This is a genomic window from Rhizobium atlanticum (assembly GCF_030182485.1).
In the GTDB taxonomy this organism is placed as follows: domain Bacteria; phylum Pseudomonadota; class Alphaproteobacteria; order Rhizobiales; family Rhizobiaceae; genus Rhizobium.
The window spans coordinates 41,574-56,528 of sequence record NZ_JAQJCJ010000028.1; the positions used below are offsets into that span (position 1 = coordinate 41,574).

The 14,955-nt window shown below is 56.5% G+C and carries 12 protein-coding genes and 5 pseudogenes; 8 read left to right on the plus strand and 9 right to left on the minus strand.

The features are described 5' to 3' along the window. Positions 1-304: 304 nt before the first annotated feature. The 4 genes from rpoN to PH551_RS29140 form a co-directional block, all read right to left on the minus strand. The gene (gene rpoN, locus PH551_RS29120) at positions 305-1,756 is read right to left on the minus strand and encodes an RNA polymerase factor sigma-54 (protein WP_004678547.1); all 1,452 of its coding nucleotides are present in this window, start codon (positions 1,754-1,756) and stop codon (positions 305-307) included. A gap of 75 nt (positions 1,757-1,831) precedes the next feature. Then, a complete protein-coding gene (locus PH551_RS29125) occupies positions 1,832-2,371 on the minus strand; it encodes a peroxiredoxin (RefSeq protein WP_004678566.1) in 540 nt (179 codons plus the stop codon). A gap of 862 nt (positions 2,372-3,233) precedes the next feature. Beyond that, entirely contained in the window at positions 3,234-3,950 is a 717-nt protein-coding gene (locus tag PH551_RS29135) for a Crp/Fnr family transcriptional regulator (protein ID WP_026188843.1), read from the minus strand. A 446-nt stretch (positions 3,951-4,396) separates the two neighbouring features. Beyond that, entirely contained in the window at positions 4,397-4,720 is a 324-nt protein-coding gene (locus tag PH551_RS29140) for a hypothetical protein (RefSeq protein ID WP_132662505.1), read from the minus strand. A 306-nt stretch (positions 4,721-5,026) separates the two neighbouring features. Here PH551_RS29140 and PH551_RS29145 point away from each other — a divergent pair, with 306 nt between their 5' ends. From PH551_RS29145 to PH551_RS29155, 3 genes are all read left to right on the plus strand, one after another. After that, complete coding sequence (locus tag PH551_RS29145) at positions 5,027-6,205, plus strand: cytochrome P450 (RefSeq protein WP_018247194.1); 1,179 nt, start codon at positions 5,027-5,029, stop codon at positions 6,203-6,205. A 20-nt stretch (positions 6,206-6,225) separates the two neighbouring features. Further along, on the plus strand, positions 6,226-6,480 hold the full coding sequence (locus PH551_RS29150) for a ferredoxin (RefSeq protein ID WP_004678571.1): 255 nt from the start codon (positions 6,226-6,228) through the stop codon (positions 6,478-6,480). 229 nt (positions 6,481-6,709) lie between these two features. Next, positions 6,710-7,237: a nuclear transport factor 2 family protein gene (locus tag PH551_RS29155; protein WP_004678573.1), complete on the plus strand. Its 528-nt coding sequence runs from the start codon at positions 6,710-6,712 to the stop codon at positions 7,235-7,237. A gap of 393 nt (positions 7,238-7,630) precedes the next feature. Here PH551_RS29155 and PH551_RS29165 read toward each other — a convergent pair whose 3' ends face one another. Continuing rightward, positions 7,631-8,026 (minus strand): hypothetical protein, encoded by a 396-nt coding sequence (locus PH551_RS29165; RefSeq protein WP_155774533.1) that lies wholly within the window; start codon positions 8,024-8,026, stop codon positions 7,631-7,633. On the opposite strand from PH551_RS29165, the gene PH551_RS32950 reads away from it, so the two are divergent. Further along, a complete protein-coding gene (locus tag PH551_RS32950; RefSeq protein ID WP_348646384.1) occupies positions 7,980-8,195 on the plus strand; it encodes a hypothetical protein in 216 nt (71 codons plus the stop codon). The two genes, PH551_RS29165 and PH551_RS32950, sit on opposite strands and share 47 nt — an antisense overlap. 140 nt (positions 8,196-8,335) lie before the next feature. Here the strand turns inward: PH551_RS32950 and PH551_RS29170 are convergent. From PH551_RS29170 to speD, 3 genes and pseudogenes are all read right to left on the minus strand, one after another. After that, a pseudogene (locus tag PH551_RS29170) lies at positions 8,336-8,623 on the minus strand (reverse transcriptase domain-containing protein); the annotation flags it as partial. Between the two features lie 138 nt (positions 8,624-8,761). After that, positions 8,762-8,860 (minus strand): annotated as a pseudogene (locus PH551_RS33080) (IS630 family transposase); the annotation flags it as partial. A gap of 173 nt (positions 8,861-9,033) precedes the next feature. Next, on the minus strand, positions 9,034-9,519 hold the full coding sequence (speD, locus tag PH551_RS29175) for an adenosylmethionine decarboxylase (protein WP_018247191.1): 486 nt from the start codon (positions 9,517-9,519) through the stop codon (positions 9,034-9,036). Between the two features lie 53 nt (positions 9,520-9,572). On the opposite strand from speD, the pseudogene PH551_RS29180 reads away from it, so the two are divergent. Beyond that, a pseudogene (locus PH551_RS29180) lies at positions 9,573-10,752 on the plus strand (IS256 family transposase). Positions 10,753-10,783: 31 nt separating this feature from the next. Here the strand turns inward: PH551_RS29180 and PH551_RS29185 are convergent. After that, positions 10,784-12,118, minus strand: a complete 1,335-nt coding sequence (locus PH551_RS29185) for a hypothetical protein (RefSeq protein ID WP_225881315.1) — start codon at positions 12,116-12,118, stop codon at positions 10,784-10,786. A gap of 559 nt (positions 12,119-12,677) precedes the next feature. On the opposite strand from PH551_RS29185, the pseudogene PH551_RS29190 reads away from it, so the two are divergent. The 3 genes and pseudogenes from PH551_RS29190 to PH551_RS29200 all read left to right on the plus strand — a co-directional run. After that, positions 12,678-13,366: pseudogene (locus PH551_RS29190) on the plus strand (transposase). Between the two features lie 33 nt (positions 13,367-13,399). Next, positions 13,400-14,074: pseudogene (locus PH551_RS29195) on the plus strand (IS3 family transposase); the annotation flags it as partial. Between the two features lie 418 nt (positions 14,075-14,492). Then, positions 14,493-14,955, plus strand: a 463-nt coding sequence (locus tag PH551_RS29200) for an AAA family ATPase (protein ID WP_285196077.1), incomplete at its 3' end; no start/stop codon positions are given.

Sequence of the window (14,955 nt, forward strand, 5' to 3'; positions counted from 1 at the left end):
TTCGGCGAAAATGAATGGGAGGCGACAACTGCTTCTAGATTTGTCGCTTGCGCGACATAAAAATTCTGCACGAGTTTCGTGATTAACCGCTTAGCCCCTAAGCGCTTGGGCTATGGAACAGACATCTAATCTTTTCTGGAACGTCAGCTTAAGCGGCCGGAACAACTTTTGAAGCTCCCGTGACGAGGCTGCGGTCGCCAGCCCATATGAAGTCGATCCTCCATGGAGAGGACTAAGCACAATGTCACATGTGCCTCAGTTCCGCGGTTTTTGGGAAAAGGGCATCACCTACGGTACAAAGGACTTATCCCTCCGCGGCCGCCAGTACAAACCGTTTCTCCCGCCGGCGTTGCGCGGACGAGGGGATGTTCATCGCCTCGCGATATTTGGCGACTGTGCGGCGAGCAATGTCGACGCCTGTTTCCTTGAGCTTGGCAACGATGCCATCGTCGGACAGCACATCATGGAGCGTCTCTGCGGCAATAAGTGCCCTTATCTGATGGCGCACAGCTTCGGCCGAGTGCGCGTCACCGCCTTGTGAGGACGGGATCGCGACGGTGAAAAAATACTTGAGCTCGAACACGCCGCGGGGCGTGAGAATGTATTTGTTCGACGTTACCCGACTTACAGTGGACTCGTGCATGTCGATCGCGTCAGCGATGGTCTTAAGATTGAGAGGGCGAAGATGAGCAATGCCATCTTCCAAAAAGACATCCTGGTGGCGCACGATTTCGGTCGCCACCTTAAGGATCGTCGTGGCGCGCTGATCGAGACTCCGAACCAACCAGCTCGCGCTCTGGAAGCATTCGTTGAGGAATGACTGATCTTTCGAGCTTTGGGCGGTTAGGCGAGTAACTTGCGCAAAATAGGTTTGGTTGATCAGTACCTTGGGCAAAATCTCCCGATTAAGCTCGACGTGCCATCCGCCTCCCGGCGAGGGTAGGACGAAGACGTCGGGTATGATGGATTCCGACCTTGCGGACTGGAACTGGTTTCCAGGCTTTGGGTCAAGTGCACGAATTTCGTTCAACATATCGAGAAGGTCGTCTTCATCGACCCGGCAACGTCGCTTCAGTGCTCGAAAATCGCGTCGCGCAAGCAACTCGAGATTTGCGACCAGAGCTGCCATGGCCGGGTCGAACCGGTCTCGTTGGCGCAACTGAATCTCGAGGCATTCGCCCAGACTTCGCGCAAATATGCCCGGCGGGTCAAATAGCTGCAAAGCCTCAAGAACCCGCTTCACTCCAGCCTCAGGGCTATTTAGCCTCTCTGCTAGCTCCTGAAGGTTCACTTGCAGATACCCAGTGTCATCCAGATGGTCGGCAAGCGCGCCAGCAATCAGCCGCTCCTGGGGTGTGAAGGCAGTGAGGGCGATCTGATGGGCGACATGTTCGTGCAATGTCTCAGTTGAGGCGGCGAACTCATCCAGGGAAGGCCTTTCCCCCGGCGAAAGGTTGCCTGTGTCACGGATTGATTTCCAGGGACTAGACAGCTCAGGCATGTCCGTCCTGGCCGGTCCATCAACGTGGTCTTCGCGTGCGCTGATATTTGGATCATCCGCCGCAGTTGGCGATACGCCAGAAGCCCCGCCGTCATTCGACGCCAGGTCGAGAAATGGGTTCTTCTCGATTTCCTGTTCCACGAACTGATTCAGTTCGGTGTGCGCCAGCTGCAGCAAGCGAATAGACGCGATGAGCTGGGGCGTAATAACCAGCGATTGCTGCTGACGCTGATGAAGGCTTGTAAAGGACTTCATGGTTCGAGCAAAACTCCTATCATTCGGCGCAGGTGTGCACGACAAGTCGTAGCTGCTGGTCGTTGGCTTCAATGCTCATACGAAGGCTGGGGCCTTAAGGCATTTCAAAATGTTTTGCGGCGAAGAAACGCCATACGGATCGGTCGCGCAGTTGTCGCCAAAGCCTTCTTCCTCGAACCACCCCTCCACGACGCCATTATTGATCACGGCAGCGTAGCGCCAGGAGCGCAGACCGAAACCGAGATTGTCCTTGGCGACGAGCATACCCATTTTCCGAGTGAATTCTCCCGAACCGTCCGGGATAAGCTTGACATTTTTCAACCCCTGAGACTTGCCCCAAGCATTCATGACGAAGGCATCGTTGACGGAGAGACAGTAGATGTCGTCAATGCCATTCTTCTTAAACTCGACATAAAGACTTTCGAAATCAGGCAGTTGGAAGGTGGAGCAGATTGGCGTGAAGGCGCCCGGCAGCGAAAAAAGGATTACCCGCTTACCGCTGAAATAGTCGTCGGTCGTCTTGTCTTCCCAGCGGTAGGGGTTGGGACCGGATATAGACTCGTCGCGAACCCGCGTGCGAAAGGTGACAATAGGGACCTGCTTTTCCATGGTCATCAATGAAGCTCCTCTAGGAAAATTTATTTGCGGCCTCTCAGTCACGGCTAACACGAATCCGACCTCGGCCCACACGCCAGGGCAAGCAAGCGTCATGCCATTTGGCCTGAAGGAGATGGACTTGCGGTCAGCACAGGGCCTTCGTCGCCGCACTCGTGCGCTGCTCGTGCGGGCGAGCGAATTGTGAAGCCGTTGTGCCGCGCTGACGGCCGGGCGCTGTTTCGGCTACTTCCGACCGCATCTCGATCAAGGTTTCTCTGTCGCCTTTTAGAACCTTAGCATACTGCCCGCCAGTCCGGTCGCGGCGGGAAGGCGCGGGTCACGGGGCTTGAGGTTCTGCTCGTGCGTATGTCTACCCGCGCACGTTTTCTTGTTTGAAACTGCACAAGAAAGTTTGAGGTCCGACAAAAGGGGGCGCCAGGCTCGGACCGCGCATCGAAAAATGGTGAAACGCAAACGGCTCCGATAATTTCGTCACAGAAGACGACGATGGCGGATATCCGCAGGTTGGGGGCGTGAAGAGCTCGCAGCCGCCAATATCGATCGGCTGATGCCGACCGGCACCCGGGTCGCGCTATGTAGCCTTTGGCCTACGAGCATTTGTTGCTCGGCTGACGTCGCCGCGGAGCTGATATTTTGTTCCATTCACCACTCACCGCTCAGCTCGCTGGCGACGTGCTGGGCGCCCGGCGCCGATGGCGACGCCACCCACCTGCCCGGCGGCTATCCCGAGCTGCAAGCCGGCGGCTCCGGGACTAGAAGTTTTCTCGCCCGGAATGCTCGATGTGGTAGCGCCCGGCACGTCCGTCTGCATCCCGACAATGCCGCCTAGTTCTTTACGCTGGCGATACGCGGGTGGCAATTACCCGCTGATTTTCTTTGCGAGCGCATCCATGTCGGGCACGGTGATATGCCGGATGTTCTCGATGCGGATGACGCCCTCTTTGCGAAGCCGGGTCAACTGGCGGCTGACGGTTTCGATCGTCAGCCCGAGAAAGTCGGCAATCTCGGCACGCGATAGCGGCAGATCGAAGGCAGTGCTCGTCGCCGTCTCGGCGTGGGCGGCAATGAGGTGGAGCAGGCTTGCGACCTTCTCCTCGGCGGTCCGCCGGCCGAGCGTCAGCATCCATTCGCGCGCGGCATCCAGCTCGTTCAGCGCCTGAGCGTGCAGGCTACGCTGCAATTCCCTAGTCTCCAATATCATGCGTTCGAGCAAATTGCGGGGGAACACGCAGATCTCCGCATCGGTCGCGGCCTCGGCCGACAGCGTGCTTTCGCGCACGAAGGGGCGGCCGACGAAATCGGGGGCGAATTGCAGGCCAACGATCTGCTGGCGCCCGTCCGACATCACCTTGCAGAGCTTCACCACGCCGCGCGTGATGTTCGAATAGAAAGAGTTTTCCGATCCTTGTGCAATGATCTCGCAGCCTGCGTCGACCTTGCGGCGCAGCGAGTGGCGGCCAAGTTCGCTAAGCTGGCCAGCCGACAAGGCGCCGCAAACGACGCCGTGCCGCGCCTGGCAGGAACGGCAAGCGACGGAAGTGCTAATCACGAGAACCTCACCGCGTGCGACGTCCATGTCCTGATCCCTTCGAAAACCGCCTATGCCGGACATGCCCGAGACGACCACGCGGCCGTTGCGACTTCGGCTATCCCTATTTCTTCCAGCGCGTCTTTGATGGCTATCAATTTCATCAGGATTGCGATTTGATCCAGATCAAATCTCCGTACCCACGCTCTTGCCGTGCCAGGCAGGGCAGTTTTGTGGATTTGTTTCGGACGGCATTTTCGGCCCGCCGCTTGAGCGGGCTTTCTGCGGCCATCGCCTTCCGTCTCGGCGGACGGTAGGCCACCATATCCATTGCTGTCAGACAACACCCAATCGGCAGATTGCCGCCGACTCTTAGGGTGGTGTCGTCGGGCTGGTAGAACTGACATTCAGGACAAAGGAGTAGCACGCTTCGAGCTTTTCCCGGAATTCCGCCGCTAGCTCGATGCCACAATTCAAAGCTACCCACCCTCAAGCTATCCCACTGCATCGCAGTACATCAGGACATTCGTTGCTCGTCGCGCTGTCTCTGGCCCCCGGCTGTGGTGGCTGGGAAAAAGTCGCACCTGAATAGATGGCATCCGGCACCTGATGTCGGGTTTTGTTAGATGCGCGACACGGCCTTGATCAGCCAATCTTTGTTCTGCCTTGAGCCAAAGCGCTGAAAGGCAATTGAAAAATTTCTTTCCGGCCAAATCAATCAAATTGGCATGAACTTTGAAGTTCTTCTTGCGGGGCGGCAAGGACTGTCGGCCGGTTTCTTTGGTGACCGCCATGGAGCGGAGGAAATCAAAATGCATCTGTGCTCAGAACGCATTTACCGGAAGAGAGGTACCCGTGAAAATCCGATGTCGACCGGAAGGGCGGGCGAGGCATCCAAGAAATTTCGACTTCGGCCAACAAAGCAGCGTGGATTTCGAGCCGCACGGCGATCTGATCGCTGCATCGCATGTCATTGGCGCCTCGCGCTGCTGAGATTGGAAATCTGGCGCTCAACGATTTTGCTCGCTCCCTCTCCGAGGAGAATTCGTTCTCGGCGAAGGGGCTTTGATGACAGGAGAAAAGCAGTGGCTACCATTAGGGTTCCAGAACATGTCCCTCCCGAAATGGTGAAGGACTTCAGCCTGTTCACGTCGCCCGGCATGGAGCGCATGCCAAATGGGGATCCGCACGCAGCTGTCGCTTGCCTCCATAATGGACCGAGAATCTTTTATTCTCCCTGCAATACGCGCGATGGCCGAGGTACCTGGGTCATCGTTCGCGCTCAGGACCAACGCAAATTGCTGCAGGACACCGGAACCTTTTCCAGCCATCGGAGCCTTTTCGCCTCGGCGCTTGGCGAAAACTGGCCGCTGATCCCGCTTGAACTCGACCCCCCGGCTCACAGCGTGTTTCGCTCACTTCTCAATCCGCTGCTTTCGCCCAGGCGGATAATGGAGCTTGAACCGGCGGTCCGTGATCGGGCGATTGCGTTGATTTCCAAGATTTCCGCGTCGAGCACAAGCTGCGACATCTTGACGGACTTCGCCTTTCCTTTTGCGGTTAGTATCTTCCTCCGTTTGCTCGGCTTATCCGATGAGCGCCTCAATACATTCGTGGGCTGGGGGAAGGACCTGCTCCACGGCGACGGCATCAGACGAACCGCAGCCGCCCGAACAATTTTGGCGTTCATCGATGAACTTGCAGCGATGCGCCGCAAAGAACCGGCCGACGATTTCATGACCTTCGTCGTGCAGGCAAAGGTCGACGGCCGCCTGTTGAGAGACCAGGAAATCCATGGAATAGGCGTGCTTCTATTCGTCGCGGGACTGGACACCGTGGCAACGGCGATCGGCTTTGACCTGGCCTATCTCGCGCGCAATCCGACAGAACAGGAATTGCTGCGGAGCAAACCGGATCGAATTGTGCTCGCAGCCGAAGAACTGCTTCGCGCCTATTCGACCGTGCAGATGATCCGTGTGGCGACGAAAGATATCAATTTCGAAGGCGCGCCGATCCGTAAGGGGGACTACATTTCCTGCGCCACGATGATTGCCAATCGTGATCCGGTGGAATTCGAAAATCCGAACACGATCGATTTGGCACGAGAAGACAATCGCCACACCGCTTTTGCGTACGGTCCCCATCGCTGTCTTGGATCACACCTTGCCCGGCGAGAGATCGTCATCGGCCTGGAGGAGTGGCTGTCGCGCATCCCTGACTTCCGTATCAAGGATGGTACGGCGCCCATCACCTATGGGGGCCACGTGTTTGGAATAGAGAATCTGATCCTGGACTGGTCCTGATAATTGAGAGGAGGAAAGACATGGAGTACCGTATGCGCGTCATAGTGCACACTTCCAAATGCCAAGGTCATGCAAGATGCTGGGCCCAAGCGCCCGAAATATTCAATCTTGACGACGAGGGATACATACTGCCCGGTGCAATCGATGTCGAGGAGAGGGACGAACTGTTCGCGTCGCGAGGCGCTCGATCCTGCCCTGAACGTGCGCTGGAGATAGATTGCGTTTCGGATGCGTTGCTCGATCGCCTTTTGTTCAACCAACATTGTGGGGGTTGAAACGCAACGCAACTGGTGCATGACGGCGCCGTCGCTGTCCAAACACCTTACCCGCAGCTCTCCCATTGATGTCTACTTCTAAGGGCAGTTGTTTACATGCATGCCTAAGCAGAGGGAGGGTTTTTCCTTACGTCAGCCGAGCAGTTGAAAGCTGGCTGCGTCACTGGATGGGTAAGCGCCCCAATATCAGATGTGCGACAAGCGATGAAACACAAAAAAAATTACCGAATTGCTCGACCGCGAGGCGCTCCGCGACTGCCTCTATCGGTATTGCCGCGGGATAGACCGCGCCGATGAAAGGGCGCTGCGCAGTTCCTACTGGCCCGATGCACGTGACAATCACGGGACCTATTCCGGTTCGGCCGAGGGCTTCATCGAGTTCGCCCTTGGTGTCTTCAAGACGGGACCGCGCAACATCCATCAAATCACGAACATTCTGATTGAGTTCAGCAGCCCGGAAAAAGCCGCCGTCGAAAGTTACTTCGCCGCACTGCAACGCGCACCGAACAAGGCCGGAACGCTAAGTCAGGCCCTGATCTGCGGCCGCTATTGCGATCTGTTCCTGAAAAAGGGAGGGGATTGGAGAATTGCCGAACGGACGGTGGTCTATGATCTAGTCGAGGAGCAGATCTTGGCCGCGGCATCCGAGACTGAGCAGTTCGGCCACCGGCAGCCGATCGGAGCATCATGTCCCGATGACCCCGTCTACGCATTTAGGAAGACTGCATTCCTTCAAGAGGGTGAAAGTGAGACTTGATCGATCAGGATTCAGCCTCGAGATCGTCAACGTTGGTCAGGGAACTTTTACGTGCGCATGCCGATGGTTTCGGAACTTGAACGCGCGGGCAAGATAGACCTCACCGCGGTGCGCAGCCGGGTGCCAATGGGTCGCGTGGCGCGTCCAGACAAAATTGCCCGAGCGGTGCGCTTTCTCGCCAGCGCGCAAGCGTCACCGGGTCTGTGGTGACCGTCGACGGTGGCTGGAGATCGTTTAGTAACCGGGGTAGGCGCACCCGCCATGCCCGGGACGCCACGAGCCGAACTCTTCCCTCCTGCCGAGCACTCCACTGCGCGCATTGCGCTTGTCATGGCGGGGCGGACTGCATAGGCGCTGCCGTTGTGCGCCGCTTTGCGGAACACGGCGACGCGCTTACCAGAACACTGCCGGAGCTGCTCGGAGTTTTCTCCCTCGTCTGCGGTTGATTGGCGCGCATGCGGCGCTGCCGATTTGTTGAAACGCGACGCGATATTGTTCGGGCGCTGTTGATGCAGTTGCATTTAGGCTCCGAGCAAATAGGAAAACTTTTCCTAGGCTCTTTTTGCAGCTGGCACGATTTTTGGATCTACCACATGCCGAGAGATTGGAGTTTTGTTTATCAGCAATGGGCGCCGAGTCGACCGTAATGGTGAAGTGGGGCTTCATACGACCGTATGGGCCTCCCGAAGCCGCCTTATACTTCTTGACAAGCTGGAAAATCGCCAGCGATGGGTTGGGCCAAATGAAAGGCTCGAATTGGAAGGAATCCCAGAAATCAAGAAAGATCATCCAATCTCCTCCGCCTTGGGTCGCCGGTTTGGTTTCGAAACTGGACGGCGAGCATACACTACCAAGGATACTGAGCGAGCTTAAATCAGAACGGTATGACGTCACCAAATGCGACGTTCACGATTTCGTCTCTGCCCTTGCTAGCTGTGGCCTCATTGAAGAGAGCTGAGCCACTTAAGTTGGAGACTGGGGTCAATCGGGCAATGGTTGCCCCATGTCCGGCCGCGGCGTTGGAACTGGCTAAAAGGGTTTCTCATCAAGGGCGATCACGCAACGAGCGTTCGACGACAAAATGGGGTTTCGATTAAAGAGATCATGCGGAAGATTGTCGAACAGCCCTTTGATGTCGAATTCCAGAACCCAATCGTACTTCCAGCACCGCTGACGCGTTACCCCAACGGCATCCAAAGCCGACTTCATCGGCCTGTAGCCATAGGAGTCTGGCAAGAAGAGCGGCTCTAAATCCGGCTCAATCATCTGCTTGACCACCATCTGAGCGATCCGATCACTGACCGTCGGCACACCCAAAACCCTTTCGCCTCCGGTCTTCTTTGGAATGGAGACGACGCGCACCGGCGGCGGAAAGTAAGCCCCAGCCACCACGGCTCTTTACCGCAGCAGCTCGGACTGGTTTGAGACCCGCTCCTGAAAGCCGATCCCGGAGGGCCATCCTCCATCATTCACGCAGCTTCACGTTACGGGGTTAGCTCATACTGAACTCCTTCCGTGCCTCTGCAGCACACTTTCGTCGATGAAGATCAGCTGTTCTGGATCGAGATTCAGTTGGCCGTCGAACCAGACACGCCGGCGCTTTAGGACATCCGGCTGGTTCCGCAAAGCCAATTTTTTCGCCGATACCAAGCTCGACGAATACCTCAAAGCCCTTTTCTGTGTAGTACGGCACTTCATTCGGCACGATCATAGTGCGGAATTCAGAAGGGTATTTTTCGCGCACGAAAACGATTTGTCTAGACATGTTCCGCCTCGATTTCGGAGAATACTTTCGGCTAAAGCGCTTCCACAATATTTGGATGCGTTATTCTTGTTCCAAGAAGACGCTTGTGCTCGCTAATATCGATCCGGGATGGACGAAATACGTCGCGCAACGCGGTGATACTCGCGTACGGGTCTAGCGAACCACAAAAAAATACGTCTATCGCGACCATGCGTTCTTCGTGCCAGGTATTTACGCAAATGTGCGATTCAGCGAGAATTGCGAAGCCCGTGACGCCCCCATCTTCGCTATATTTTCTATAACTCGATTCCAACATCGTTGCGCGGCAGTCATGAACGGCTTGCGCTACCGCCGCCTCAATCGCTTCAGCATTTCCCGTATTTTCTGCATCCCACATATCGATAAAGAGATGGGTTCCGGCGCATACTCGGTCTGAGCTAGGGTAATTTATTCCGCCTTTAGGCGCTCCGTTCAGCATATATATGCTCCGCTTCTTGATCGTGTCCAATGGAGTGGTGTAACTGGATTTCATAGCCATCGGTGATTTCCGGTAGGGTCGGGTTGCTTGAGCCAACCTGAGGGACACCACCGATGACCGACGACATGATGAACCTGCGCTCACTCGTTGAGAAGAGCGCCGATGCCGATTTGCTGCGCGAGATGATCGGCTTTACTGCCGAGAAGCTGATGGCGCTGGAGGTCGGCACGAAGACCGGCGCGGGCTATGGCGAGAAGAATGGCTTCCGACTGGCCCAGCGTAACGGCTATCGCGACCGGGATTGGGAGACACGGGCGGGCACCGTCGAGCTGCGCATTCCCAAGCTTCGCACAGGCAGCTATTTCCCGAGCTTTCTCGAACCACGCCGGATGGCCGAGAAGGCCCTGACTGCGGTCATCGAAGAAGCCTATATCCAAGGCGTTTCGACCCGATCCGTCGATGACCTCGTCAAGGCCATGGGCATGAGCGGCATCTCCAAAAGCCAGGTATCCCGGCTGTGCGAAGAAATCGATGAGAAGGTGAAGGTCTTCCTCGACAGGCCCATCGAAGGAGAATGGCCCTACCTGTGGATCGATGCGACCTCCCTCAAGGTTCGGCGCGGTGGTCGTATTGTCTCCGTCGCCGTAATCATCGCCGTCGGCGTCAACACCGACGGTCGACGCGAGGTGCTCGGCACGTCCGAGGCCGAGGCGACCTGGACGGAGTTTCTTCGAAAGCTGACCAGGCGGGGTCTGCGTGGCGTGAAGCTCGTTGTCTCCGATGCGCATGAGGGCATCAAGGCCGCAGTATCGAAGGTGCTCTCCGCCACCTGGCAGCGCTGCAGGGTCCACTTCATGCGCAATACCTTGGCCCATGCTGGAAAGAGCGGACGCCGAGTTTTCTCCGCCTTCATTGCCACGGCCTTCGCTCAGGACACGCCGGAGGCGGCAAGCACTCAGTGGCGCAACGTCGCCGACCAGATCAGGCCAAAGGTACCGAAGCTCGCCAGTCTTATGGACAGCGCCGAGCAAGACGTGCTCGCCTACATGTCCCAAGCAGCATTGGGCCAAACTTCACTCGACCAACCCGATTGAGCGATTGAACGGCGAGATCAAGCGGCGGACAGAGGTCGTCGGCATCTTCCCCAACGACGACGCCATCGTGCGCCTGGTCGGTGCGCTGCTGCTCGAACAGAACGATGAATGGGCCGTCCAGCGATCCCGCTACATGACACTTGAGACAATCGCCACAATGAGCGATGATCCCCTCATCAGCCTGCCAGCAGCAAGCTGACACTCATCCGGCTGGGATGAGCCGTGGTCGTCTAAGCTACACCACGTCCTGGGACATGATCCGCTTCTTGCTTTTGCATTGGGTGTGCAGGCGGCATAGCCATGATCTCCGTGGTGGCTTGGAGAATATCCTTTACGGAGGCTTCGTCTGGGCTTGTACCGCCGGCAATTGGATAGATCTCAGAGGACTCGCCAAAATTCCTTAACAACGACAGCATGGGACCGGGCGACACCGCCCAATCCAAATAGGTATATTCATTCCCCTGAACCGTGTTTCTCAAAGGGTGTTGGACGGCCCAGTTCATGCTGATTGTGATCAGAGAGCCCGTTTTCCGCCAGCTTTCTAAGGCCGAAAACAATTGCTGCCTTTCAGCAGCTCCCTCGCCCATGCCAAATAGGAGGGATACCCCAACCTTGATTCCGGCTTCGGACAAGATCTCAACTGCTTTGTCCCCGCGTTCCATCCACGAACCCTTCTTGGTGGCGATGTTCTTGTGAAGACCTCCAACAAGTTCTGGGCGCGGTGTCTCGACCCCGATGAAAAGATATTCCAGGCCCATGCGGCCTAGTCTTCGTGCAAGGGCTGGGTTATTGACAATTTGGTCAATGGTCGCTTGTCCGCCAAGCCGCACAGGATTTTCGAGTGGGTCGAATACCTTTTCAAACTGGGCTACGAGGGCCGAATTCCATCCAAGAAGAGTTGAGTCTTCAATGAACGCCGAGACAGGAAAGTTTTCGCCGTAATCTGCCTTGACTACGCGGCGGGCTGCTGCGAGTTGGCCGCATAACCGGTGGGGGCTTATCTTGAACTGTCGAGGAGGCCCGACAACGCTGATCCTCTCACTGCAGAAGATACAATCATAGATACAGCCACGCCCGATGTCGCTGAAGACGTGCGCGGTAGGCGCGCCACCAAACACGTCAAAGCTCGTTGTAATTCCGAACATTTCGGCTGGGGATGGCATCCCATTATAATCGAGCGGCATGCCCGAAGAGCACACAGTGTGGACCTGATCGTCCATGATTGTGCCGGCGATCCAGTGCCCCGGGGTGGTCGTCAGGTGGCCCAATGAGAATTTCGCCTGCCTTGGCGAAAAACCTCTTGCTTCCAAGGAAGCTACGACGCACCCAATTTCCGCGATAAAGTGTTCACCATCTCCGGAGAGCACGATGTCGAAACAGCTGGAAACTTTTCCGTCAGCAATTAGCCGCAGAGGGGACGCTAGATGATGTCTTACACGATTTTCGTCATCCCGATATATTGTTTCGGTGGCGTGGCGACCGCCAAGAACGATACAAACGTCATCGCCTAGAAACTCTCTGATGTATTTCGCTGTCTCAATCGCACCGCGGAAGCATATCGACATCGCTCCTATGAGAACTAAATTGGGCCGGACCCGGACTAATAGCGGCGTTAGCCTTCGCTGCACATCGTCCATGTCAGATAGCAGAAGCGTTGATTGTCGCCTGTCACTCCTGGTGCCGCGCCAATTGCTTTCGCCCCATGCACCTTCCGCCTTGGATGCCAGTGACGCAGCATATCTGCAGGCATTGTAGAGGCTTGCCGGATCGGCGCTTGATAATGCCATTTCGCCCGCCTCGCCGTGAGAAAACTGGGGAGCAGAACACGCGATTACACGTAAGCCCACGGGCTTCCTCCACTATCTGTAATATTTTTGAAATGATTCGGGCGGTTAAGCGATCTTTTCTCCGGTATTAGACTCGGTCGTATCCGATGGCATAAGTATTGATACAACAAATATGGCTAGTATAACCGCGAAGCACGCAGAATACACCAAGTGGTAATGCCCGGTATATTTGATAATCCGCCCTCCGCCGAAATTGCCTAAGAGCCCGATTTAAAAGAAGTTGAGCGATAACAGGCAGTTGTGATTCCCTATTGGTGCTAAATCAAATGGGGTTTCGATGAGCTGGACTGCTATCGCTCGCCGTGAGCATAACCGAGACGTGCTTCGTTTTCCAAGTGATTTGAAGGACCTGGAATGGGCGTTGATCAAACCGCTGATCCCGCCAGCGCGTCGTGGCGGGCGGCGTCGGACGACGAATATGCGCTCGGTCGTGGAGGCGATCCTCTATATCGCCTCGAGCGGCTGCCAATGGCGCATGCTGCCGGGCGATTTTCCGCCGGTTTCGACAGTGCGCGGTTATTTTTATGCTTGGCGCGCGATCGGACTGTGGCAGAGCATCAACCAGCTTCTGGTGATGGCGGCGCGGGAAATCGAGGGACGGGAGGCGCAACCGACGGCAGGGATTATCGACAGCCAAAGCGTAGCGACGGCGCACCCCATGTCCTCAAGGCGATCCGCCGCCGTTTTCCGTGGCTGCGCCACATCTTCGCCGATGGTGGCTACGCCGGAGCCAAGTTGAGGCGAGCAATGTGCGGCCATGGTGACTGGACGATCGAAATGGTCAAGCGTTCGGATCACGCCAAGGGCTTCGTCGTCCTGCCCAAGAGATGGGTGGTGGAAAGAACTTTCGCCTGGCTTGGACGCTGCCGCCGTCTCGCCAAGGATTGGGAGAAATCGATCGAAAGCGCAACCGCATGGGCGCAAATCGCTTCAATCAGAATGCTCACAAGGCGCATCGCAAGATAACGGATATACGAATGAACTTTTGAATCGGGCTCTGAGACGCGGGTGCGCTACGGCTATCGTCGCGTGCATGTGCTTTTGGAACGCGAGGGTTGGGGCACCAACATCAAGCGAACCTACCGCATTTACAGGGACTTGGGGCTACAGTTGCGGAACAAGACACCGAAGCGGAGGGTAAAAGCCCAGCTTCGCGAGGATCGGCACATGGCCGTCGGACCCAACGACGTCTGGGCGATGGACTTCGTTCACGACCAACTCGCAACGGGTAAGAAACTGCGCGTGCTGACGGTGGTCGACACCTTTTCGCGCTACGTGCCGGTGCTTGATCCACGTCATAGCTATAGAGGCGAAGACGTTGTGCAAACCCTTGAACGGGTGTGCCAAAAAGCCGGCTATCCGAAAACGATCCGTGTCGACCAAGGGACCGAGTTCGTGTCGCGCGACTTGGACCTGTGGGCCTATTCCAAGGGCGTGACGTTGGACTTCTCACGCCCCGGCAAGCCGACTGGTAATGCTTTCATCGAAGCGTTCAATGGCCGCTTCCGTGCAGAATGCCTGAACCAGCATTGGTTCCTGACCCTTGCGGATGCCCGCGAAAAGATGGAGGATTGGCGTAGATACTACAATGAGGAAAGACCTCATGGTGCGATCGGCAACAAGGCGCCGATCTCGTTGGTGAATTCGGGAGGCGCAACCAGCCCGCCTCCCTGAATAAGCCGGAAAACTCTAGCATCCGGTGGTCCAACGTTTGGGAGCGGTTCAAGACCGCCGAGGCTCTAATCGCCGTCAGCGGCAGGTCAGGATCGAAAGCTTCAACATTTTTCGATTGGGAGCTGGGTGCGATTGTCTCCAGTTTTCGGATCCGTTGTCCTGCTGATAGTCGCGGTCGACCTAGCGGTGCAAGTGATGCCATCACGACACCGTCTGTCGGCTTTGTCTGATCGGCGACATTAGGTTTGTTTGGCAGTTTCCTGTGGTGGTTCGGAGTAACTTTCTGAAACCCAACAAAAAGATCTTTCCTTTGGCTCGATCGGCCCACATGGCACGGGTTTTGAAGATTGCCATGCGAGGCGGCGCGAGCTGCCGGCCTTTTACTCAGCGATGGATGGAACGAAAGAAGGAAGGCGATATGTCAGATTTGCGTCAAATCGCATTTTACGGCAAAGGGGGGATCGGCAAGTCCACCACCTCCCAAAATACGCTCGCAGCGCTTGTCGACCTCGGGCAGAAGATCCTGATCGTCGGATGCGACCCGAAAGCCGACTCCACCCGGCTGATCCTGAACGCCAAAGCGCAGGACACGGTTCTGCATCTGGCAGCGCAGGAAGGTTCGGTGGAAGACCTTGAGCTCGAGGACGTGCTCAAGGCCGGCTACAAAGGCATCAAGTGCGTGGAGTCCGGCGGTCCGGAACCGGGCGTCGGCTGCGCCGGGCGCGGCGTCATCACCTCGATCAATTTCCTTGAAGAGAACGGTGCATATGACGATGTCGACTACGTCTCCTATGACGTGCTCGGCGATGTGGTGTGCGGTGGCTTTGCGATGCCGATCCGTGAGAACAAGGCCCAGGAGATCTACATCGTGATGTCCGGCG

Bases quoted from the DNA above. Each gene is read 5' to 3' on its own strand.
- rpoN (WP_004678547.1), bottom strand. From the start codon at position 1,756: ATGAAGTCCTTTACAAGCCTTCATCAGCGTCAGCAGCAATCGCTGGTT.
- PH551_RS29125 (WP_004678566.1), bottom strand. From the start codon at position 2,371: ATGACCATGGAAAAGCAGGTCCCTATTGTCACCTTTCGCACGCGGGTT.
- speD (WP_018247191.1), bottom strand. From the start codon at position 9,519: ATGGCTATGAAATCCAGTTACACCACTCCATTGGACACGATCAAGAAG.
- PH551_RS29185 (WP_225881315.1), bottom strand. From the start codon at position 12,118: ATGTCGATATGCTTCCGCGGTGCGATTGAGACAGCGAAATACATCAGA.
- PH551_RS29140 (WP_132662505.1), bottom strand. From the start codon at position 4,720: ATGCATTTTGATTTCCTCCGCTCCATGGCGGTCACCAAAGAAACCGGC.
- PH551_RS29150 (WP_004678571.1), top strand. From the start codon at position 6,226: ATGGAGTACCGTATGCGCGTCATAGTGCACACTTCCAAATGCCAAGGT.
- PH551_RS29135 (WP_026188843.1), bottom strand. From the start codon at position 3,950: ATGGACGTCGCACGCGGTGAGGTTCTCGTGATTAGCACTTCCGTCGCT.
- PH551_RS29165 (WP_155774533.1), bottom strand. From the start codon at position 8,026: ATGATCTTTCTTGATTTCTGGGATTCCTTCCAATTCGAGCCTTTCATT.
- PH551_RS29145 (WP_018247194.1), top strand. From the start codon at position 5,027: ATGGTGAAGGACTTCAGCCTGTTCACGTCGCCCGGCATGGAGCGCATG.
- PH551_RS32950 (WP_348646384.1), top strand. From the start codon at position 7,980: ATGAAAGGCTCGAATTGGAAGGAATCCCAGAAATCAAGAAAGATCATC.